This is a genomic window from Chryseobacterium sp. JUb7, assembly GCF_024806495.1.
Taxonomy (GTDB): Bacteria; Bacteroidota; Bacteroidia; order Flavobacteriales; family Weeksellaceae; genus Chryseobacterium.
The window spans coordinates 1-19673 of sequence record NZ_JANUFF010000002.1 but is presented as its reverse complement, the minus strand read 5'-3'; the positions used below and the strand labels follow the sequence as shown (position 1 = coordinate 19673).

The following is a 19673-nucleotide window of genomic DNA, read 5'->3' as shown; positions in this document are numbered from 1 at the left end:
ATAGAAAAAGAGAAGTTTTTGGCTTCTCTTTTTTATTTTGTATTACTTATTGTTTCAAAAACAATTCTAGATTATTATTTTTTTCAACTAATTTAAAACCTTCTTGATGATTCATCATTGATAATTCTAACTCTTTTATTTTGATAACTTCCAAGCTTCCAAATAATTTTAACAATTCTTGTTCTGTATTTTTAACTAATAACTCTTGAAAATCGTTTAATGCATTTTTGTTACGTATATGATTTTGTACTGCCTTAGCACTATGTCCTGAAGATGTGAACCCGAATCCAGGGCCCAAATATATTACATTCTCATCAACTTTAATCAAAGTATTAATATTTGCTTTTCTAAAATCGTTTATTTCACTATCACTAGGATTATGTGTTAACGTTACATTTTGCCCTTCACAGATTCTGAAGTTTTTAATTGTTTGTGGCCAGTTTTCATGAATTATTTTTAATAAGCCTTGATTAGTCCATTGCCCATGATTTAAGATCTGAATAAAATATGCATTTTGGTCATCAAAAATACAATATAGTAAAGGACCTGTTCTCTGTACAAATCCATCACTTTCTAATGTAGTTCCAAGATGTAAATGAAAGATATTCCAGTCAAAAAGAAGTCCATCTTTATCTTCGAGATTTTCTAATCTTTTACTCTGATGAGGTAGGAGCTCTTCACCGTTTCTAATCTTTTCCTCTAAAAAACTTAAATTATTAATTAACACATCAGGACAATGAAAGATATTTGATTTAAATATATTTCTTCTTTTTTTAGGAATTATTCTATTCTGAAGTGTAAAATATAAGATTGATATCATATCGTCATCAAGATCATCAGTGATGAAATTTTTTGATTCTAGTTCAACTTTCTTTAATCCTACCCAATCTTTAAATAGATCAATTTGTTTAATTTTAATTGACATATAATAGTTTTATTAAAGATTAAACATAAGTATTTTTCCTCAATTAAACAACCTCCTAAACTCCCCTGGCGACTGCTTCACCTTCTGCTTAAACAACTTGCTAAAAGACTGCGGATGCTCAAATCCCAGTTCATAAGCAATCTCACTTACAGAAAGATTCGTTGTACTCAAACGTTCTTTTGCGGTGTCGATGATTTTATTCTGAATATGCTGTTGGGTATTTTGTTGCGTGTGAATTCGTAGTAAACTTCCCAAATAATTGGGTGAAATATTTATTTGTTCAGCGATGGTTTTCACCGAAGGAATTCCATTTTCGATGAGGTTTCCGTTTTCAAAATATTGGGAAAGAACTTCCTCAAATCTTTCTAAAAGTTCGTGGCTGGATTTTTTTCGCGTGAAAAACTGACGTTCATAAAAACGTTCGGCATAAATCAGGAACAGTTCCAGTTGGGCAACAATCAATTCCTGTGTGAACTTATCGATATTTGTCTGATATTCTTTTTCAATATTTTTAAACAAATCAACAATAATATTCTCTTCTTTATCCGAAAGGAAAAGCGCTTCATTGATCTGATAACTGAAAAATTCATAAGACTTTATTTTTTTAATCAGGGAAGTTCCCCAGAGAAAATCGGGATGAATCAGCAATAAGTACCCGGTGGGCTCTACTTCAACATCAGGTTTCATTTCAAGGCTCAAAAACTGAAGCGGAGAAACAAAACATAAGACTCCGGAATCAAAATCATATTCCTGCTGCCCGTAATTGAACTTAGCATTGACATTCCTTTTCAGGCCAATTGAATAGAAATTCTGAATCCATCTCAACTCGGTATCATCAGTAGGATAGTTGACCTTACTGTAATCTATCAGGCTGATCAAAGGATGTTCAGGGTTCGGAAGATTGCAGAAAATATGAAACTCAGAAAGTGAATTAAAACGAAATGCCTTTTTCATAATGACTAAGTTAAATGTTTTTTTGTAAAAGTATAAATGTAAAAATGATTATAGTGGAAAAGGCTTCGAGAGCCTTAGCCTGACACTGTTGAAACTTTGCGTATAAATTATAACAATTAGTATTAGAGTCTGTCATCCTGAGGTTCTCGAAGGATTTTCAGTTAAGAAAATTAGATTATAGCAGAATATATCAACTCACTCATTTCTCAGCATCAATTGCAAAAATAGTATTATGGTTGTCATCCTGAGCGCGAAGCAGTCGAAGGATTTATGATGGTTAGGAATACTTTTAATAAAATCGAATACTTGAAAAATGATTAAAAGATCCTTCGACAGGCTCAGGATGACACTGTTTAAACTTTGTGTATAAATTATAACGGTTAGTCATCCTGAGGTTCTCGAAGGATTTTTCAGTTAAAAGAATTAGATTACAGTAGAAAACGTCAGTTTACTCCATTTCTCAGCGTCCCCTGTGATCGTTTTAATCTTATTATTTAGAAATTCATCAGTTCCGCTTCCTAATAAGAAATGCACCGGTGGATTTTCCACTTCACTGATTGCGATCAGAGCTTCTGCTCCTTTTTGAGGATCGTTCGGTTGGTTTCCGTTGATTTCATCAAGGTGAGCCTGTTCGGAATTTCTTGCTGTTTCATATTCTTCAATAACATTTTCAGGTGTTTTTACAGAGTCTTTACTTAAGAAGTCTGTTCTGAAATATCCGGGATAAACAACTGTAGCTTTCACTCCGAAACCCTTAATTTCTTCCGCTAACGATTCTGTCAATCCTGCAACGGCAAATTTGGTAGCACAATAAATTCCCCAACCCGGAAAATTTCCTGAATACCCTCCAATTGAAGAAATATTGAAAATATGTCCTGATTTTTGCTGACGCAGATAAGGCATTGCATTTCTGATTACATTCAGTGTTCCGAAAACATTGATGTCGAAATTGGCTCTTGCTTCTTTGTCGGAAAGCTCTTCCAGAGTACCGATTTGTCCGTAACCTGCATTATTGACCACGACATCCAGCTGCCCGAAATGTTCAATTGTTTTTACGATCGCCGATTTTACATTTTCAGGATCTGTTAGATTTACTTCAAGAGGCAAAAATGCATCCGAACTTTCTCCGATTTCAGAAAGTAAAGACTTTGTATTTCTTGTTGTTGCAGCTACACGATAATTCTGTTCTAGCAATTTTTTAATTAAGGCTAATCCCAAACCTTTTGAAGCTCCTGTCACGAACCATACTTTTTTTGTTTCCATTTTTTTATTGGTTTAAATGATGATACAAAGATGGCAAGATGACATGAGGTAAAAGTAGCCCAATCAACGAATGATGTAACTGAATCGTGACTACTAAAAAAGAAAAGAGAAACCTTAAAGTTTCTCTATGTATAATCAATGATATTTAAATCCTTTGATTGCTTTACAAAATTTACCACGGACTGATTCCGTTTTCATCCTCAATATCATTACTGAAATATTGTCCTGTAGGCCCGTTTTCATCTGTCAGAGTATGTTTAATGATGAAAGATGCCGCACTTTCTACAGAACCCGGTCCGTTGTGACCATTGAAATCTGTTGCGGTATAACCAGGGTCTATTACATTTACTTTGAACGGCAGTTCTCGTAATTCATAAGCTAAAACAATGGTATAGGCATTTAAAGCTGATTTTGACGGGCCGTAAGCTGCTCCTTTTACATGATAATATTTCCAGTTGGGATCGCTGTGTAGGGTTAAAGATCCGAGACCTGAAGTAATATTGCTGATTCTTGGGCTGTCTGATTTTTTAAGTAAATCTAAAAAAGTCTGGGTTACGCTGATTACTCCAAAAAAATTGGTGTCAAAGACCTGTTGAATGTCTTTAATGGAAGTTTCAGATGCAGTTTGTGGATTTATACCTAAAATTCCGGCATTATTGATTAAAATGTCCAGTTTTCCCTGTTCTTTTTCAATGATATTTTTAGCATTTGAAATAGATTCAGGATTGGTAACGTCTATTTCAACTGCCTTAATATTCTGAAATCCGTCTTTCTTAAGATCTCTTACGACGGTTTCTCCATTTTCAAGATTACGGCTTCCCAAATAAACGAATAATCCTTTTGCTGAAAGCTGTTTTACTGTTTCAAGGCCAATACTTCTGTTGGCTCCTGTAATTAATACTGTTTTCATTTTTTGTTTTAATTGATGATGTAAAATTGCATCAATTAAATAAGGTGGCATTTGTCATTTGGCAAAAAGAGAGCTTTTTGGAAGGAAGTTGGAAGATGGATGCTGGAAGTTTACTACTGATCGGAAAATATGCAGTTAGAATTGACTTCAAACTTCTATCTTCCAGTCAAACTATTTAATGTTTTTCCTGATTCTGCTTAACGAAGATTGCGTAACTCCCAAATAAGAAGCAACATAAGAGAGTGGGATTCTGTTCACTGCAGTAGGGTAGATCTCCAGAAACTTAAGATAACGGGTTGTTCCGTCTTCCGAAACAAGTGGACTTCTTCTTTCCACTTTTTGCATTAAAGCCCGTGAAATAATTTTATGAACAATCGCATCAAAACCAACAATGGTTTGTAAAAGCTCCAGCCAGTCTTTTCTTTGAAAGATGATCATCTTACAATCTGTCACAGCCTGAACATAAGCACTTGAACAAATTTGATTATCAAAACTTTCAAGATCTACCACCAAATTATTTTCTTCGATAAAATATTTTGTAATTTCTTCGCTTTTGTTGTTGTAATAGCAAACTCTAAGAATCCCGTCGACTACAAATCCTACCTGTTTTGCAATTTTTCCGGCTTCAGAAAAGTACTCTTCCTTAGAAAGGTTCAGTTCTGTTGTTTTGCTTGCAATAAAATCTATCTGCTGTTGATTCAGATTCCCGAATCGTAAAATAAAATCAAATAGTTCTTTCATGAACGCAATTTAATTAAAGTTAGCAGTAGATCATTTGCCATTTGGTAAAAAAGAACAATAAAAAAGAGAAACCGTGAAGTTTCTCCGTATAATTAATTTTCCAGAATGGGAATAAGATGTTCCCAGTTCAGTTGTTTCGCAAAATCTAAAGCCGTTTTTCCTTTGTTTGTCTGCTTGTTTTTATCAGCTCCTGCCGCCAGAATAGTCTCTACACAGCTCCTGTTTCCGGCAATCGTTTCTTTGTGAAGTAAGGTTAATCCGTTATCGTCAGCATTGATAAGTTCATCAGGATGATCCTGTAAAAACTTAACTAAATTTTCTTGCATGTTTTTACTCATCGGATGTTCCAACAGATTTTCGGGGTTTTCTTTTTGCTCGTGAACGACTTCAATGTCATTAAAATCACCAAAATCAAGCTGCCAGGCATTATCATGGTCTTTTTTCTCTGACGGAGACATATCGGATCGCATTTTCTGAATGGTAAATCCACCGTACGTTTTTGGTAAAGGATCTGCAGAAGATGAAAATAATTTTGAAAGCCCGGTTGCTTTTTTTGTACTTGGAGTGATGGCAAAAAGCCAGTCGCTGATCTCATTCAGAGGAACTTCTACATAATCTCCAACCTGAATATTCGTCAGTTCATTAGGTTCATTGATAAGGTAGCCTTTTATATGATCTCCGTCAAAATCTATTTTATTGATCCACATATGTTCAACGATTGGATGTTCGGATCCTGAATCTTCCTGAGTAAAAGCAATTTTTACACATGAAACATTCAGCCCCGGGATAATTCTTCTGTATTCCCAAGACTGTTCTCTCCAGAAATATTTGAATGTTTCCTGAGCTTTTTGATAAGCTGCAATCATTTTTGAATCTGCACCATCCGCAAAAAATATTGGATTGTTTTCCATTGTATTTAAATATTTTGTGATTTAGTTTTAAAGAAAATATCAGAATTATTTTGCTAAAAGCATGATGAATAAACAGGATCTGATACTTTTGGTTTGACTAAAATACGGAAAATATTTAAACAAGGGTTTGAATATTGTGTAAAATATTCTTAAAGTTTTCTTTTATTGCCACATTTTGGGCAGTAGGTAGCTGCTTTTGTTCTGTAGGGCTTGCCACAGTTTTCACAGTCAGGACCATAAAGATCTATAAAATGATGCATAATTGCATTTGGGTTGGTTTCTTCAAAACCTGTTACATCTTTGTAATAATCGAGTAGTTTCCTGAAGTTTTCAGAAATTGGGTTTTTCATCATTTTTTTTGCTTCCTGAAACCCTTCCGCTAATAGATTTGACGCAATTTCCCCTTCTTTTTTGTCAAGCATAGGAACATCCATTCTGCATCGCCAGCAATATTTGATTTCCATGATGTATTTTTTAATTTTTATGAATTCTTAAATTCTTTTAAAAAAGAATCAAGCTCGATTTGTCGTGCTTTTAATGGATGAACACTATAGATTTTGATTGGGAAATTTATCTTAAGAAACTAAAATTAAAAAGGTATTACAATCTTTATTATTTAAATATCTTTTATAAAGTCTTCATACTCATAATAGAACCTCTCAAATCCATCCATTTTTTCAACAAAAAATTCAAAAGTTTCCTGCCAGGTATTTTTATTGAAGATCGAAACTCCGTATTTTTCAACCCAGATTCTACTGATTACTTTTCCACTTTCCAATGTATAAGATTCTTCCTTGTTGAAGTCTCCTATAAAATCTTTCAGTATATCTTCCAGCGACCAGATTTTGTTATAATAAGCATCTCTGAAAATTTCATCTTTCATTTCGATATCCAAAGAAACTTCAGCTTTTTTATTATCTGCATAAAACTTGAATGAAAAATCTTTTATCTTGGTGTCATATAATAACCACTTTCTCGGAAATGACTTTCCAAAAGCCGTCCAAAATTCTTTTTTTAATTGCTGTGCTTCTTGTTTACTGAACATGGAACAAACTTAATAATTTGAAAGCAAAAAGGCAAATGAGTATGTAGTGAAAATGGTCATTTATTAAATGACCATTTAGAATGAAGATAAATTATTCTACCGCCACAGAATCATCCCCACGGCCGTCTGCAACTGCATGGATGGTTCCGTTGTCATCAATGGTAATCATTTCTGTTTTTCCGATACGATCCCATCTTTCGGCTTTATATCCTAGTTTTTCCAAATCTTTAATGGTTGCTTCTGGGAAATTCTTTTCAAAAGCTACTGTTTCGGGAAGCCATTGGTGATGAAATTTTGGAGCATTAACAGAAATATTGGTATTCAGTTTAAAATCAACAACATCTACAATCGACTGATAAACAGACGTTGGGATTGTTGTTCCGCCCGGTGTCCCGACAACCATATAAGGTTTTCCGTTTTTCAGGATGATCGTTGGAGTCATCGATGATAGCATTCTTTTATTAGGCTGGATAGCATTGGCTTCCCCGCCTACAGCTCCAAACATATTCGGAACACCCGGTTTTATGGAAAAATCGTCCATTTCATTATTTAAAAAGAATCCTGCACCGGAAACTACCACTTTGCTTCCGTATAAACCGTTAAGAGTAGTCGTTACTGCTGCCGCATTTCCATCCTTGTCAAGAACAGAAATGTGAGTTGTCTCTGTTGATTCGTTAGGTTGTTTAATGATCTTTCCGACTTCAGAACTTGGAGTTGCTTTGTTAAAACTGAAACTTTTCCATCTGTTTTTTAAATAATCATCCGATAGTAAATAAGTCGTTTTATCCTTAATGAAATCAGGATCTCCCATATATTCTGCCCGGTCTGCATAAGCTCTTCGCTCTGCTTCTACCATGATCTGAACTGCCTGAGTAGAATTTTGCTGATATTTTTCTAGATTTTCATAGCTGGCCATTTTCAGCATTTGGGCCAGAAGAATTCCTCCGCTGGAAGGTAACGGCATAGAAACAACATGGCTCCCTTTATAATCGAATTCTAAGGCTTTTCTTTCTGCAACCTTATAGTTTTTCAGATCTTCCAGAGTGATGATTCCGTTTCCTTTTTTCATTTCAGAAACCAGAAGATCTGCTGTTTTTCCTTCATAAAATCCCTTTAACCCTTGTTTTTGAATTAATTTTAAGGTTTCAGCCAATTCTTTCTGAATTAAAATATCGCCTGCTTTCCAAGGTGTATCTTTTACAAAAACAATAGCTGATTTATTATGTCTCTGAAACTTCTCTTTTTGGGAATTTAACATTTCAGCTTCCAGTTCGGTAATCGCAAACCCTTTTTCCGCAAGATCAATAGCAGGCTGGATTAGCTGATCCATCGGAAGCTTACCATATTTTAAAGTAGCATAAAAACCTGCAATACTTCCCGGAATACCTACTGCCAGTCTTCCGTTTTGGGATAAATCGGTATTGGCTTTACCGTTTTTATCGAGATACATATCTCTTGAAGCCTTTTTTGGGGCTGTTTCACGATAATCAATAGTGAATTTTTCACCGGTATTTTTTACACCGACTAAAAAACCACCACCACCAATATTTCCGGCCTGAGGATAAACAACAGCGAGTGCATACTGTGTTGCTGTAATTGCATCATAGGCATTTCCGCCCATTTTAAGAATTTTGGCTCCGGCTTCACTGGCAAGCGGATGTGCAGAAACTACGACACCTTTGTTTTTTACTTTAACTTCTTTTACAATATTGATATCTGTGTATTGTGCTGAAAACGACTGTGAAAACAGTACAAGCGAAATAATAATCTTTTTCATCTGCAAAATTTACAGTCGAATTTACAATTTTGTTTTAATATGGGGTCTAAAATATTTATTTTTGCTTTTGATCAATTTAATAATAAGACAAAATGGAATCTTATACGGAAAGAATACTCATTACCGGTGCTTTGGGACAAATAGGCACCGAACTTACAAACAGACTTGTTGAAATTCACGGAGCCGATAATGTGGTGGCTTCAGGGCTTGACAGATGGCAAAAAGGAATCACTTCCGCAGGACACTACGAAAGAATGGACGTTACCAATACTCAACTGGTTAAGCAGGTTATAAAAGATTATGAAATCACCACAGTTTATCACTTAGCGTCATTATTATCAGGAACTTCAGAAAAGCAGCCTATTTTCGCCTGGAAATTAAATCTTGAGCCCTTGCTTCATTTTTGTGAAATGGCAAAAGAAGGACTTATTCAAAAGATTTTCTGGCCAAGTTCAATCGCTGTCTTTGGAAAAGGAATTCCAAAAGAAAATGTAGAACAGGATGTTGTATTGAATCCTACTACTGTTTACGGAATTTCTAAAATGGCTGGTGAAAAATGGTGTGAATACTATTTTGACAAGTATGGAGTAGATGTAAGAAGTATCAGATATCCGGGACTTATTTCATGGAAAACACCTGCAGGTGGTGGAACAACAGATTATGCCGTAGAGATTTTCTACGAAGCGATAGAGGAGGGGAAATATACAAGTTTTATTTCTGAGGATACAGGAATGCCGATGTTGTATATGGATGATGCAATTAATGCAACATTAAAATTAATGGAAGCTCCGAAGGAAAGCCTGACGGTTCGTTCGTCTTATAATTTGGGTGGAATGTCTTTCACTCCAAAAGAACTGGCGGAAGAAATTAAGAAAGAAATTCCTGAATTTGAGATTGATTATAAGCCTGATTTCAGACAGCAAATTGCAGATTCATGGCCGGCATCAATTGACGATTCTGTAGCAAAGAAAGACTGGGGATTGACCTATGATTTTGGAATTTCTGAAATGACAAAAGATATGATTAAGAATCTTAAAGTAAAATTGGATAAAAATTAATTTATCTAAAGTTAAACTTTAATTAAAATACTTATTAACATCTGATTTTTAATTTTTTATAAAATTTATCTAAAACTTAATTTAAATGATATTATTCACTTTTAACATCGTAAATATTGAAGCTGATACTAAAAATGAGGTTCAGATTTCCGATGAAGAAAGACTGAAGATTTCAGAAGGTAATACAAAAGCAATTTTGAGAATTTTAGATATTCATGATGTTAAAGGAAGTTTTTTTGTTGAAATTTCTATCGCTCAAAAACTTCAGAATCTTATAAAAGCAATTTCATCCAAAGGGCATGAAATTGCTTTTTACAACAAAAATTCGAGTCTTCAGGAAATTGATGATTCAAAGAAATTCATTCAGGAATTGTTAGAAAAACAAATCAGAGGAATTCGCCAGAAGGATCATAAACTTCCACAGGAGGATTTAAAGCTTCTGGAATTTAATTACGTGTCGAATATTGACAATGCCAATATTCTTTTTCCTTTTAAGCGTTTAAAACGAGATACGGAAATCACTGAAGAGGATGGATTGAGTGTCGTTCCCGAAAGTATTTCTCCGTACAGCCAGTTGCCGTATAACGATTTTGTATTTCAGCTTCTGCCAATGAAATACTACCAGAATATGGTTTTTGAAACATTAAAGAATGATGACTTTGTGCTGATTTATCTCAACACATGGCAATTCACGGACTTCAGTAAATATGCCTTTGAAATTCCTTTTTACCGAAGGATGAATTCGGGTAAAAAAATGGAGGACAAATTGGATGCCCTCCTTACTTGGATCAACGAGAAAGAAATGGCTACTTCCCGTATGAAAGATTATATTTTTTAGGTTTTTTCTCCTGCGGATTTCACGGATTTACACAGATGATTGTGTGTATTTTTCAGATTGATATGATGAAAATCCGCTTAATCTGCAAAATCTGCGAGAAATAATTTCAACATAAATTCCAAAAACCTATCTATAAATTATTCCACGAACATCTGTGTAAATCTGTGAGATAAAAAATTAAGCCAATTCAAAAAGCGTAATTTCCGGCAATACACCCACTCTTCCTGGGTATCCCAATACACCAAAGCCTCTGTTGACATACAGCATTTTTCCTTCGCTTTCATACAAATCGGCCCATTTTGGATATTTATACTGTACGGGCGACCACTTTACGTTTTTCAGATCCAGACCAAACTGCATTCCGTGTGTATGTCCTGAAAGAGTTAAATGAACATTTCCAGGGTGTTTTTTTACCACGTAATCGAAATGGGTAGGATCGTGGCTCATCAAAATTTTAGTTGCCGATTCAGGCACTCCTTTAAGGGCATCATCCAGTCTTCCGAATTGCGGAAAAGGCTTTAAGCCCCAGTTTTCAACTCCTAGAATATATAATTTTTCACCGTTTTTTTCTATTACTCTGTGCTCGTTTCGAAGCATGTCAAAACCGGCCTGTTTCTCGTAATCTATTAATGTGTCAAGATTTTTCTTTTTGGCATCTAATGAAGTCCAGGTTACATAATCTGCATAATCATGATTTCCGAGTACCGCAAACTTACCATCCTTGGCCTTTATTTTTGAAAATAAAGGAATGAAAGGCTTGAACTCATCCGCTACATTATTCACCATATCTCCTGTAAATAAAACAAGATCGGGATTTTGTTCGTTGATCAGGTTGATTGCGTGCTCCAATTTGCTAGGATCCGAAAAACTGCCGCTGTGAACGTCTGAAATCTGTACGATTTTATAGCCTTTAAAGCTTTTGGGAAGATTGGCAAAATTGATTCTTACTCTTCTTACTTTGTGGCGGTATTTTCCAAATGTAATTCCATCGATAAAAAGGGCAGAAAGAACACCTCCCAATCCTAAGCCTACCAAGCTTAAGAATTTCCTTCTCTCCGGGAAAAAGTTCTCTGTCGGGCGTGTTAATCCGATTAAGTAGCCTCCGGTTCTGAAAATGTCATCAATCAGCAGAAATAAGACTACGAATATTTTGGGTAAAATGAAAACCAAAAATAATGAGATCATGATTTGTGCTCTCACCATGCTTTTGTCCGCTCGGTTGAAATGCGTGACTTCATAAGCGAAAACTCCGTAAATAATCAGTGAAACCGTCCAATAGCCGATTCTGATCCAGAAATTGTCTGTTAAGGTTCTTATTGCCTGATAGATATAGATTTCTAAAAACAAAAAGATCGCTGCAATAATTAAAAAATTTCTTTGCATAATTAAGTGTAAAAAAAGCACAAAGAATAGTTTCCCTGTGCTTTTTTATATTTTAAATTAAATATTAATTAAGGAAATCTGTAAACGATAGCATTAATGTTCATTCCGGCACCTACCGAAGTCATCACAATGTTACCTTTATCTTTAAACGATTGACCCTGCATTTTTCCTTTAATTATTAAATCAAACATGGTAGGAATCGTTGCTACAGAAGTATTTCCTAAGTCCTGAACAGTCATAGGAGATACGTTATGGTCATAATCTTTGACATCATAAAGCTTATGAAGTCTGTCGATCATGGCGTAATCCATCTTGGCATTCGCCTGGTGTATTAAAATTTTATTGATATCTTCAAGAGAAAGACCTGCTTTATCAATGGTTTCTTTAATAGCAGCAGGAACGTTTTTCAACGCATACTCATAAATTTTTCTTCCCTGCATTCTTACGAATAAACGGGTCTGGTCAGATTCTTTATTGATCGATGAGCCATTGGCAAGATAATCCAGCTCGGGACCATTGTCACAGATTGTATTATGAGAGATAATACCCACATTTTCTTCGTCAGTAGCTTTTACCACTACAGCTCCGGCTCCGTCAGCAAAAATCATTCTGTTTCTGTCATAAGGATCTGTCACTCTGCTTAATGTTTCACCTCCGATTACCAGGATAGTTTTTGCAGATTTGGCTTTAATTAAAGTATCCGCTAAGATCATAGCTTCTACCCAGCCCGGGCATCCGAAAAGCATATCATAAGTAATGCATTTTCTGTTTTTAATACCCAGTTTATTTTTCACTCTTGCAGCCATAGTCGGCATAAAATCAGCGTATCCGTTTACCGTAACTTCTCCGAAATTACTGGCGTAGATAATATAGTCTAATTCTTCCTGATCTATTTTTGCGTCTTCGATAGCAATTTTTGCAGCTTCGTAACCGATTTGTGAATTTGAAAGGTCGTCCTCAATGAATCTCCTGTTTTCTATCTCTGTAATTTCTACAAACTTTGCAATAGTTTCTTCGGCAGGTTTCTCAATCTTTACCCCGTCTTCTGAATAAAACTCTGAACCTAAGAAAAAGTCTCTACCAATAACCCTATTAGGAAGATAAGATCCAGAACCAATTATGATCGTATTCGGCATTCGTTTAAATGATTTTTTTAAAGATGCAAAGTTAATAATTAATCTTAATAAGAAAGAATTAAAAATATTATTAAATTTGCAAAAATTGTACTTTACAGTCTTATGAAAAACAATCCTTCTTTAAAGGGCTTACTCATTGCAGTTGTGGCGTTTATCGTCGCTTTTGGGATTTACTTCTTTTTTTTAGCCAAAAAAAACTATTATGTAGTAGATAATCCTACTCCCAATACATATTACTATAAAATTAATAACGGATCTGAGGGGACGATCGCAGCAGGGCAGACCGTTTCGGTAGATCTGAACACCGGCAAAAACTCTATCAAAGTTTTTGATCAGAATAAAAAGATGCTGTTTGATTCTGCATTCGAAGTGAAAAAAATTCGTGGGCTTATTAATATTGCCCATCAGGATTACTATATCAACGATCAATATTATGGATACAATCTTAAAAAAGATTCATTACTTTTGGCGTTGGATAAAACCATTATTGACGGGAAACCGTATTTAGGAGGAGCCAGACATTTTAACAAGCTGTACACGGATGATTTTTACTATAATGTAGATGAAGATTATGATAAAATGATCAAAAATATACAGCAGGTTGAATCAAGGTCTAAGATCTTCAGAAAACAGGATTACCTTAATTATTATAAAGAATATTACAAGTTTTAAGTTTTGACAAAAGATATTACCAAAGTTACTCCCTACAATTCTGAGGCGACGAAGAAGAGTCAGGTAGAGGATATGTTCGACAATATTGCACCAAAATATGATCTACTGAATCATGTTTTATCCATGAAAATTGATGTTTTATGGAGAAATACATTGGTGAAAATGATGAAAAATGACAACCCTCAGGAAGTGCTGGATGTGGCTACTGGAACGGGAGATCTTGCCATCACGATTGAAAAAGGAACCAATGCAAAAGTAATTGGTTTAGATTTATCGCAACAAATGTTAAATGTTGGCGTTATTAAAATAAAAAAACTTAATTTAGACGGCAAAATTTCCATGCAAAAGGGAGATGCAGAAAATTTACCTTTCGAGGACAATAGATTCGATGCTGTTTCCGTTGCATTTGGAGTAAGGAATTTTGAAAATCTTAAAAAAGGTTTAGCAGAGTTAAGAAGAGTAGTTAAAGATAACAAGAGTGTTTATATACTGGAGTTTTCAAAGGTTGAGGGGTTCTTGGGGCCATTTTATATGTTTTATTTCAAAAATATATTACCTGCCATCGGCAGACTGGTTTCTAAAGATAATAGGGCGTATACATACCTTCCGGATTCTGTAAATGCGTTTCCTTTCGGGGAAAAGATGAAGCAAATTCTTTTAGATACAGGATTTAAAAAAGTTGAATATAAAAAACTAAGTTTAGGTATAGCCACAATTTATAAAGCAACAAAGTAACCTATGAATAAATTTTTATTAAAAGCACTGGTTTTAGCCTCAGTAAATATTGCGTTTTTTGCAGATGCGCAATTCAGAACCCGAAACAGAATGGATAAGTTGGAGGAGTTTGATCAACAGACATTCAGTTGGGGTTTTTATTTGAACGGGAACAAACTAGACTACCGTATTGTTTTAGATCCAAGATACGGTATGGAAGGTAACCAAAATCTTGTTACTTCTAAAGAAAGTTATAGTTTCGGAGCCGGATTGATCGGTAAATGGAGACTTAACGATTATTTAGATTTAAGATTGGAACCAGGCTTGCAATTTGCTCAGAGGCAGTTGACTTTTAATACCCAATCAAATGATAAATACGCGGCAGGTTCTTTAACGAATGATCCGTTTATTCCAATTCCATTGACCGAAAAAGATAAAGTAAGAGAGGTGAAGTCTACTTTGGTGGATATTCCTGTGTTGCTGGAGTTCCATGGGCAAAGATGGTATAACTCAAGACCTTATATTGCGGGTGGGGTAAACTATATTGTAAACCTTCAGTCAAATTCGGATTCTACGGATGACAATATGCAGCAGGTTTTCAGATCTACAACACACAATTTTGCTTGGTCTGCGGAAATGGGTGTTCAGTTTTATTTCAACAAATTTAAATTGACACCGGCAATCAGAGGCACATTTATCATGAATAATGAGAAAGTGGCTGATAATGCCAATACACCGCCTTATTGGGCCTCTGCAATGTCTACATTACAGACAAGAGCGGTATTTTTCGTATTGAAATTTGAATAAGAAAATACTTTTTAAAGATAAACGGGAGATGCTTTTGTATCTCCTTTTTTGTTGCACTATTAAAATATAGGGAGTTTTATTTTTGTTAGTATTAATATTTTGTTATTTTTGCTAATAGTTAGAATATACAAACCTGAAATGCTTCAAGATTTAGAAAACAATTTTTCAGAATTAGAGAAAAAGATTTTGCTTTTACAAAAAAATTATAAAAATCTTACTGAAAAGTTCTCAGAATTAAGTATTGAACATGAAGAGCTGAAGAAGAGGTATGATGACGAAAGAAAAAGAACTCAGGTATTAGCAGAAGAACAAAAAAATATAAAACTTTATTCAGCAATATCAGGAAATCCTGAACATAACAGATTGATGAAAAACCACATCAACAGATTGGTAAAAGAAATAGATTTCTGTATTGCACAGCTTCAAAACAGTGGATTATAATGGAGGTAAGAAGAATAACCATCAACATTGCCGGAAGAGTATATCCGCTGAACGTACCGGCAGCAGAGGAAGAGACTTTGCGTAAAGTGGGGAAGCAGATAGAGAATATGATTAAAGATTTTGAACAGAACTTCGATGTGAGAGACAAACAAGATGCTTTGGCGATGTGTGCCCTGAAATTGGGAACGAATGCTGAAGTGACGTCTATGAACTACGAAAAAAATATAAATTCTACCAACGAAAGATTAATACAGATTAATCAGTCGCTGAATGAAATTGGGAAATAGATTTTTTTCCCGAAAAAACCTGCCTACAATAATTCTAACACATTAAAGGTAAACTCAACGCTAAACAATTACCGAACAAATGTCCATTGAATGGCGCGCCGGTTCTCCGGATTACAGACAGTGGAAATCAGTTCAAATCGTGTTGATTAGGAGTTTACTCTATATCACTGAATTGTTGTAGGCTTTTTTTATTAACATTGTAAAGACAATTAAAACTCAATATAGATTATGACAACAGCCATTATAGTCGGCGTTATTTGCCTTGTAATCGGTGCAGTGATAGGGATACTTTTCTCTAAAAGCTCACTGAATACTAAGGGGAAATTTATTATAGATGATGCAAAAAAGAATGCCGAAAACCTTATAGAAAAAGCTAACGTACAAGCTGAATCCATAAAAAAAGAAAAGAACCTACAGGCTAAAGAAAAATTTCTTGAATTAAAATCTCAGCATGATGCAGACATTCAGTCTCGTGAAAAGAAAATGCAGGAGGTTGAAAAAAGAACGAAAGACAAGGAGCATAAGCTGAATGATGAGCTTAGCAAGATAGGAAAACTTGAAAAAGACCTTGATAAGCAGATTGCAGATTATGCGAAGAAAACAGAGATTTTAGAGAGAAAACAACAGGAATTGGATACGGCAACGGCCAAAAAGGTTGAGATCCTTGAAAAAATTTCTAATTATACTGCAGAGGAAGCCAAAGCTGAATTGGTGGAAACCATGAGAGCAGAGGCTAAAACCAGAGCTCAGGCACATGTTCAGAGCATCATGGAAGAAGCTCAGCTGAATGCTAAAAGTGAAGCGAGAAAGATCGTTATCCAAACCATTCAGAGAATCGGAACAGAGCAGGCTATTGAAAACTCAGTATCTGTTTTCAATATTGAATCTGACGAAGTAAAAGGTAGAATTATCGGTAGAGAAGGTAGAAACATCCGTGCCCTAGAAGCTGTAACAGGAGTGGAAATTATTGTTGATGATACTCCGGAAGCTATTTTGCTTTCATGTTTTGATCCTGTAAGAAGAGAGATTGCAAGATTATCACTTCACAGATTGGTTACAGATGGTAGAATTCACCCTGCAAGAATTGAAGAAGTTGTAGAAAAAACCAGAAAACAAATCGAGGAAGAAATCATTGAAGTAGGTAAGAGAACCATCATTGATTTAGGAATTCACGGTCTACACCCGGAACTTATTAAAATCGTAGGTAGAATGAAATACCGTTCTTCATACGGACAGAACCTATTACAGCACTCAAGAGAAGTAGCGAATATTGCTGCAACCATGGCTGCTGAATTAGGATTGAATGTGAAACTGGCAAAAAGAGCAGGTCTTTTACACGATATCGGTAAAGTTCCTGAGCAGGAGTCTGAACTTCCTCACGCTTTGCTAGGTATGCAGTGGGCCGAAAAATATGGTGAAAATCCTGAAGTTATCAATGCCATTGGAGCTCACCACGACGAAGTTGAAATGACATCATTATTATCACCGATTATTCAGGTAGCAGATGCGATTTCAGGAGCAAGACCGGGAGCAAGACGCCAGGTGCTGGAATCTTATATTCAAAGACTGAAAGATCTTGAATCTGCTGCATTGAGTTTTGAGGGAGTTTCTTCTGCATATGCAATCCAGGCGGGTAGAGAATTAAGAGTAATGGTAGAAAGCGGAAAAGTGAATGATGAAGTAGCTTCTCAGTTATCGTATGATATTTCAGAAAAAATTCAGAATGAATTGACTTATCCGGGACAAGTAAAAGTAACAGTAATCAGAGAAACGAGAGCTGTGAATATTGCAAGATAATAATCAAATCAAGATATTTTATAAAAACCTTTCAAGTAATTGAAAGGTTTTTTATTTTTATCAAAATTTAAAAATTCAGATGCAAGAACTTTCTTTGTCCTCAAAAATGAGACTTATTTTTTCTATTCCCGTTGTCATAGCTGCTTTAGGCTACTTTGTAGATATCTACGACCTGCTTTTGTTCGGTATTGTAAGGATTCCAAGTTTAAAGGCTTTAGGGTTAAATCCGGATGTCGACGGGACTTTTATTCTCAATGCTCAGATGGTAGGGCTTCTTCTCGGAGGTATTTTCTGGGGTGTCTTCGGGGATAAAAAAGGAAGGCTTTCGGTTTTATTCGGCTCTATTCTGGTCTATTCACTGGCCAATATTGCCTGTGGATTTTTACCTTATTTTCCTAAAGAACATTTAGTGTATCAATACGCCGGTTTAAGATTCATTGCAGGAATTGGTCTTGCCGGAGAGCTTGGGGCCGGAATTACCCTTGTTTCGGAAAGCCTGCCAAAGAATTTAAGAGCAATAGGAACCTCTGTTGTTGCCGGATTCGGATTAATGGGAGCTGTGGTTGCTCAATTAACGGTGGAGCTGGCAGGGGGCTGGAATATTTCTTATATCATCGGAGGTGTTCTTGGGATTTTATTACTGTTTTTAAGAATCAGTGTTTCAGAATCAGGGATTTATAAGAATATTGAAACTCAGTCGGTTTCAAAAGGTAATTTTCTCTCTTTTTTCACCAATAAAGACCGATTGATACGGTATCTAAAATGTATTGCCATAGGATTGCCGACCTGGTATTGTATCGGAATTCTGGCAGTTTTAGCCAATCAGTTTGCTCCTGAACTGGGAATTAAAGAAATAAGTCCCGGAAAGGCAATTATGTGGGCCTATGTAGGAATTTCTGTCGGAGATTTAGCGAGTGGATTTATCTCTCATGCCTTAAAATCCCGTAAGATGGCGATTTTTTATATGTTGGTCACAACAATTATCGGAGTTGCTTTAATGCTGTTCGGAAATACAAATACGGAAACGAAATATTATCTTTTTTGTGTATGGCTGGGCTTAGGGACAGGTTATTGGGCGATGTTTGTAACACTGGCGGCAGAGCAGTTCGGGACCAATATCAGAAATACCGCTACCACTACTGTTCCGAATATGGTGCGTGGATTGGTGCCGGTGATGATTTTCGGTTTTGATTTTTTTAAGAATGATTTTTCGGTTATTATAAGTGCTGCCATTGTAGGAGTAATCGTATTTGGGCTGGCTTTTTATTCTTCATTAACGATATCTGAGACCCATAACAAAGATCTTGAATTTACAGAATAATTATAACTTGTTTAAGAAATATTTAAATTATATCTTCCGTTTTATAAACATTAAGTGTAACAAAACAAATAAATTATAAAAAATAATAATTAATTATGTGTTGTATAATTAATATTTGTTTAACTTTGAAAAGTAACAAAAACTATATTTATAATCTCAAAAACCAAAATTCACATGCAAAATTTTTTGAAAAACGCGACAAAATTAAAAAAAGCCGATCTTAAAAACATTACGGGAGGGATAAGCGGAAACCCGGATTTATCTCAATGCGGATGTGATTGCGCAGGTGCTGTAACAGGTCCTATGTATTGCGGAAAATACATTGGTTGCCCACAGGTATATACTTGCGATCAGTCGGTTGTATAAGAAATTATTTCAATTAGAAATAAACATTTCCACATTTAATAAGCAAAAGCCTTTTGGGACCTTCCAAAAGGTTTTTGTAATTTATAGAATTCTGTTTGCTGTTCCAAAATTTTCCTCTTCTGGAGGGGGCGAAAATTCAAAGAATTTTTGACGGGATGGTAAAAAAATAAAAATCCAGAACTTTCTTCTTTTCCAGAAGCTTTTTCCCGCTTTCCGCACTCGCTATTTTTTTGGGTTTCGGGGGGGGGGGGGGGGGGGGGGGGGGGGGGGGGGGGGGGGGGGGGGGCGGGGGGGGGGGGTGGGGGGGGGGGGGGGGGGGGGGGGTGG

Annotated in this window: 21 protein-coding genes; 10 read left to right on the top strand and 11 right to left on the bottom strand. The window is 35.5% G+C overall.

Annotated elements, in window-relative coordinates; translation table 11 throughout:
• Positions 1 to 46: 46 nt before the first annotated feature.
• The 9 genes from M2373_RS03745 to ggt form a co-directional block, all read right to left on the bottom strand.
• On the bottom strand, positions 47 to 925 hold the full coding sequence (locus tag M2373_RS03745; RefSeq protein ID WP_259107672.1) for a hypothetical protein: 879 nt from the start codon (positions 923 to 925) through the stop codon (positions 47 to 49).
• A 39-nt stretch (positions 926 to 964) separates the two neighbouring features.
• Positions 965 to 1879, bottom strand: a complete 915-nt coding sequence (locus tag M2373_RS03740; protein WP_259107669.1) for an AraC family transcriptional regulator — start codon at positions 1877 to 1879, stop codon at positions 965 to 967.
• 423 nt (positions 1880 to 2302) lie between these two features.
• Positions 2303 to 3142, bottom strand: coding sequence for an SDR family oxidoreductase (locus M2373_RS03735; RefSeq protein ID WP_259107667.1), 840 nt, complete (start codon positions 3140 to 3142; stop codon positions 2303 to 2305).
• Between the two features lie 172 nt (positions 3143 to 3314).
• Positions 3315 to 4052: an SDR family NAD(P)-dependent oxidoreductase gene (locus tag M2373_RS03730; RefSeq protein ID WP_259107665.1), complete on the bottom strand. Its 738-nt coding sequence runs from the start codon at positions 4050 to 4052 to the stop codon at positions 3315 to 3317.
• 171 nt (positions 4053 to 4223) lie between these two features.
• The gene (locus tag M2373_RS03725) at positions 4224 to 4793 is read right to left on the bottom strand and encodes a Crp/Fnr family transcriptional regulator (RefSeq protein WP_259107662.1); all 570 of its coding nucleotides are present in this window, start codon (positions 4791 to 4793) and stop codon (positions 4224 to 4226) included.
• Positions 4794 to 4885: 92 nt separating this feature from the next.
• Positions 4886 to 5704 carry a DUF2314 domain-containing protein gene (locus tag M2373_RS03720; protein WP_259107659.1) on the bottom strand — a complete coding sequence of 273 codons (819 nt, stop codon included), beginning with the start codon at positions 5702 to 5704 and terminating at the stop codon, positions 4886 to 4888.
• A 149-nt stretch (positions 5705 to 5853) separates the two neighbouring features.
• Positions 5854 to 6168 (bottom strand): hypothetical protein, encoded by a 315-nt coding sequence (locus tag M2373_RS03715; RefSeq protein WP_259107657.1) that lies wholly within the window; start codon positions 6166 to 6168, stop codon positions 5854 to 5856.
• 152 nt (positions 6169 to 6320) lie between these two features.
• The gene (locus M2373_RS03710; protein WP_259107655.1) at positions 6321 to 6749 is read right to left on the bottom strand and encodes a DUF4268 domain-containing protein; all 429 of its coding nucleotides are present in this window, start codon (positions 6747 to 6749) and stop codon (positions 6321 to 6323) included.
• A gap of 91 nt (positions 6750 to 6840) precedes the next feature.
• Positions 6841 to 8526: a gamma-glutamyltransferase gene (ggt, locus tag M2373_RS03705; RefSeq protein ID WP_259107652.1), complete on the bottom strand. Its 1686-nt coding sequence runs from the start codon at positions 8524 to 8526 to the stop codon at positions 6841 to 6843.
• A 92-nt stretch (positions 8527 to 8618) separates the two neighbouring features.
• On the opposite strand from ggt, the gene M2373_RS03700 reads away from it, so the two are divergent.
• Together M2373_RS03700 and M2373_RS03695 are read left to right on the top strand one after the other, a co-directional pair.
• Complete coding sequence (locus M2373_RS03700; protein ID WP_259107648.1) at positions 8619 to 9584, top strand: NAD-dependent epimerase/dehydratase family protein; 966 nt, start codon at positions 8619 to 8621, stop codon at positions 9582 to 9584.
• An 85-nt stretch (positions 9585 to 9669) separates the two neighbouring features.
• Positions 9670 to 10422 carry a polysaccharide deacetylase gene (locus M2373_RS03695; protein WP_259107645.1) on the top strand — a complete coding sequence of 251 codons (753 nt, stop codon included), beginning with the start codon at positions 9670 to 9672 and terminating at the stop codon, positions 10420 to 10422.
• 177 nt (positions 10423 to 10599) lie between these two features.
• Here M2373_RS03695 and M2373_RS03690 read toward each other — a convergent pair whose 3' ends face one another.
• Together M2373_RS03690 and M2373_RS03685 are read right to left on the bottom strand one after the other, a co-directional pair.
• Positions 10600 to 11805, bottom strand: a complete 1206-nt coding sequence (locus tag M2373_RS03690; protein ID WP_259107643.1) for a metallophosphoesterase — start codon at positions 11803 to 11805, stop codon at positions 10600 to 10602.
• Positions 11806 to 11873: 68 nt separating this feature from the next.
• Positions 11874 to 12941: a 3-oxoacyl-ACP synthase III family protein gene (locus M2373_RS03685; RefSeq protein WP_259107640.1), complete on the bottom strand. Its 1068-nt coding sequence runs from the start codon at positions 12939 to 12941 to the stop codon at positions 11874 to 11876.
• 102 nt (positions 12942 to 13043) lie between these two features.
• Here M2373_RS03685 and M2373_RS03680 point away from each other — a divergent pair, with 102 nt between their 5' ends.
• The 8 genes from M2373_RS03680 to M2373_RS03645 all read left to right on the top strand — a co-directional run bounded on the left by M2373_RS03680 (position 13044) and on the right by M2373_RS03645 (position 19346).
• Complete coding sequence (locus tag M2373_RS03680; RefSeq protein WP_259107637.1) at positions 13044 to 13613, top strand: hypothetical protein; 570 nt, start codon at positions 13044 to 13046, stop codon at positions 13611 to 13613.
• Between the two features lie 3 nt (positions 13614 to 13616).
• On the top strand, positions 13617 to 14348 hold the full coding sequence (gene ubiE, locus M2373_RS03675; RefSeq protein ID WP_259107635.1) for a bifunctional demethylmenaquinone methyltransferase/2-methoxy-6-polyprenyl-1,4-benzoquinol methylase UbiE: 732 nt from the start codon (positions 13617 to 13619) through the stop codon (positions 14346 to 14348).
• Positions 14349 to 14351: 3 nt separating this feature from the next.
• Positions 14352 to 15134: a porin family protein gene (locus M2373_RS03670; protein WP_259107633.1), complete on the top strand. Its 783-nt coding sequence runs from the start codon at positions 14352 to 14354 to the stop codon at positions 15132 to 15134.
• 138 nt (positions 15135 to 15272) lie between these two features.
• Positions 15273 to 15575: a hypothetical protein gene (locus M2373_RS03665; protein ID WP_259107631.1), complete on the top strand. Its 303-nt coding sequence runs from the start codon at positions 15273 to 15275 to the stop codon at positions 15573 to 15575.
• A complete protein-coding gene (locus M2373_RS03660; protein WP_259107628.1) occupies positions 15575 to 15862 on the top strand; it encodes a cell division protein ZapA in 288 nt (95 codons plus the stop codon). Before M2373_RS03665 ends, M2373_RS03660 begins: the two co-directional genes overlap by 1 nt.
• A gap of 228 nt (positions 15863 to 16090) precedes the next feature.
• Positions 16091 to 17659: a ribonuclease Y gene (rny, locus tag M2373_RS03655; protein ID WP_259107625.1), complete on the top strand. Its 1569-nt coding sequence runs from the start codon at positions 16091 to 16093 to the stop codon at positions 17657 to 17659.
• A gap of 79 nt (positions 17660 to 17738) precedes the next feature.
• Entirely contained in the window at positions 17739 to 18980 is a 1242-nt protein-coding gene (locus M2373_RS03650) for an MFS transporter (protein ID WP_259107623.1), read from the top strand.
• Positions 18981 to 19154: 174 nt separating this feature from the next.
• A complete protein-coding gene (locus M2373_RS03645; RefSeq protein WP_259107621.1) occupies positions 19155 to 19346 on the top strand; it encodes a hypothetical protein in 192 nt (63 codons plus the stop codon).
• Positions 19347 to 19673: the final 327 nt, after the last annotated feature.

Coding starts and splice junctions, on each gene's coding strand:
- M2373_RS03680 (WP_259107637.1), top strand. CDS start 13,044: ATGAAAAACAATCCTTCTTTAAAGGGCTTACTCATTGCAGTTGTGGCG.
- M2373_RS03720 (WP_259107659.1), bottom strand. CDS start 5,704: ATGGAAAACAATCCAATATTTTTTGCGGATGGTGCAGATTCAAAAATG.
- M2373_RS03670 (WP_259107633.1), top strand. CDS start 14,352: ATGAATAAATTTTTATTAAAAGCACTGGTTTTAGCCTCAGTAAATATT.
- ggt (WP_259107652.1), bottom strand. CDS start 8,526: ATGAAAAAGATTATTATTTCGCTTGTACTGTTTTCACAGTCGTTTTCA.
- M2373_RS03665 (WP_259107631.1), top strand. CDS start 15,273: ATGCTTCAAGATTTAGAAAACAATTTTTCAGAATTAGAGAAAAAGATT.
- M2373_RS03645 (WP_259107621.1), top strand. CDS start 19,155: ATGCAAAATTTTTTGAAAAACGCGACAAAATTAAAAAAAGCCGATCTT.
- M2373_RS03660 (WP_259107628.1), top strand. CDS start 15,575: ATGGAGGTAAGAAGAATAACCATCAACATTGCCGGAAGAGTATATCCG.
- M2373_RS03700 (WP_259107648.1), top strand. CDS start 8,619: ATGGAATCTTATACGGAAAGAATACTCATTACCGGTGCTTTGGGACAA.
- M2373_RS03685 (WP_259107640.1), bottom strand. CDS start 12,941: ATGCCGAATACGATCATAATTGGTTCTGGATCTTATCTTCCTAATAGG.
- M2373_RS03650 (WP_259107623.1), top strand. CDS start 17,739: ATGCAAGAACTTTCTTTGTCCTCAAAAATGAGACTTATTTTTTCTATT.
- M2373_RS03725 (WP_259107662.1), bottom strand. CDS start 4,793: ATGAAAGAACTATTTGATTTTATTTTACGATTCGGGAATCTGAATCAA.
- M2373_RS03735 (WP_259107667.1), bottom strand. CDS start 3,142: ATGGAAACAAAAAAAGTATGGTTCGTGACAGGAGCTTCAAAAGGTTTG.
- M2373_RS03715 (WP_259107657.1), bottom strand. CDS start 6,168: ATGGAAATCAAATATTGCTGGCGATGCAGAATGGATGTTCCTATGCTT.
- rny (WP_259107625.1), top strand. CDS start 16,091: ATGACAACAGCCATTATAGTCGGCGTTATTTGCCTTGTAATCGGTGCA.
- M2373_RS03740 (WP_259107669.1), bottom strand. CDS start 1,879: ATGAAAAAGGCATTTCGTTTTAATTCACTTTCTGAGTTTCATATTTTC.
- M2373_RS03695 (WP_259107645.1), top strand. CDS start 9,670: ATGATATTATTCACTTTTAACATCGTAAATATTGAAGCTGATACTAAA.
- M2373_RS03745 (WP_259107672.1), bottom strand. CDS start 925: ATGTCAATTAAAATTAAACAAATTGATCTATTTAAAGATTGGGTAGGA.
- M2373_RS03690 (WP_259107643.1), bottom strand. CDS start 11,805: ATGCAAAGAAATTTTTTAATTATTGCAGCGATCTTTTTGTTTTTAGAA.
- M2373_RS03730 (WP_259107665.1), bottom strand. CDS start 4,052: ATGAAAACAGTATTAATTACAGGAGCCAACAGAAGTATTGGCCTTGAA.
- M2373_RS03710 (WP_259107655.1), bottom strand. CDS start 6,749: ATGTTCAGTAAACAAGAAGCACAGCAATTAAAAAAAGAATTTTGGACG.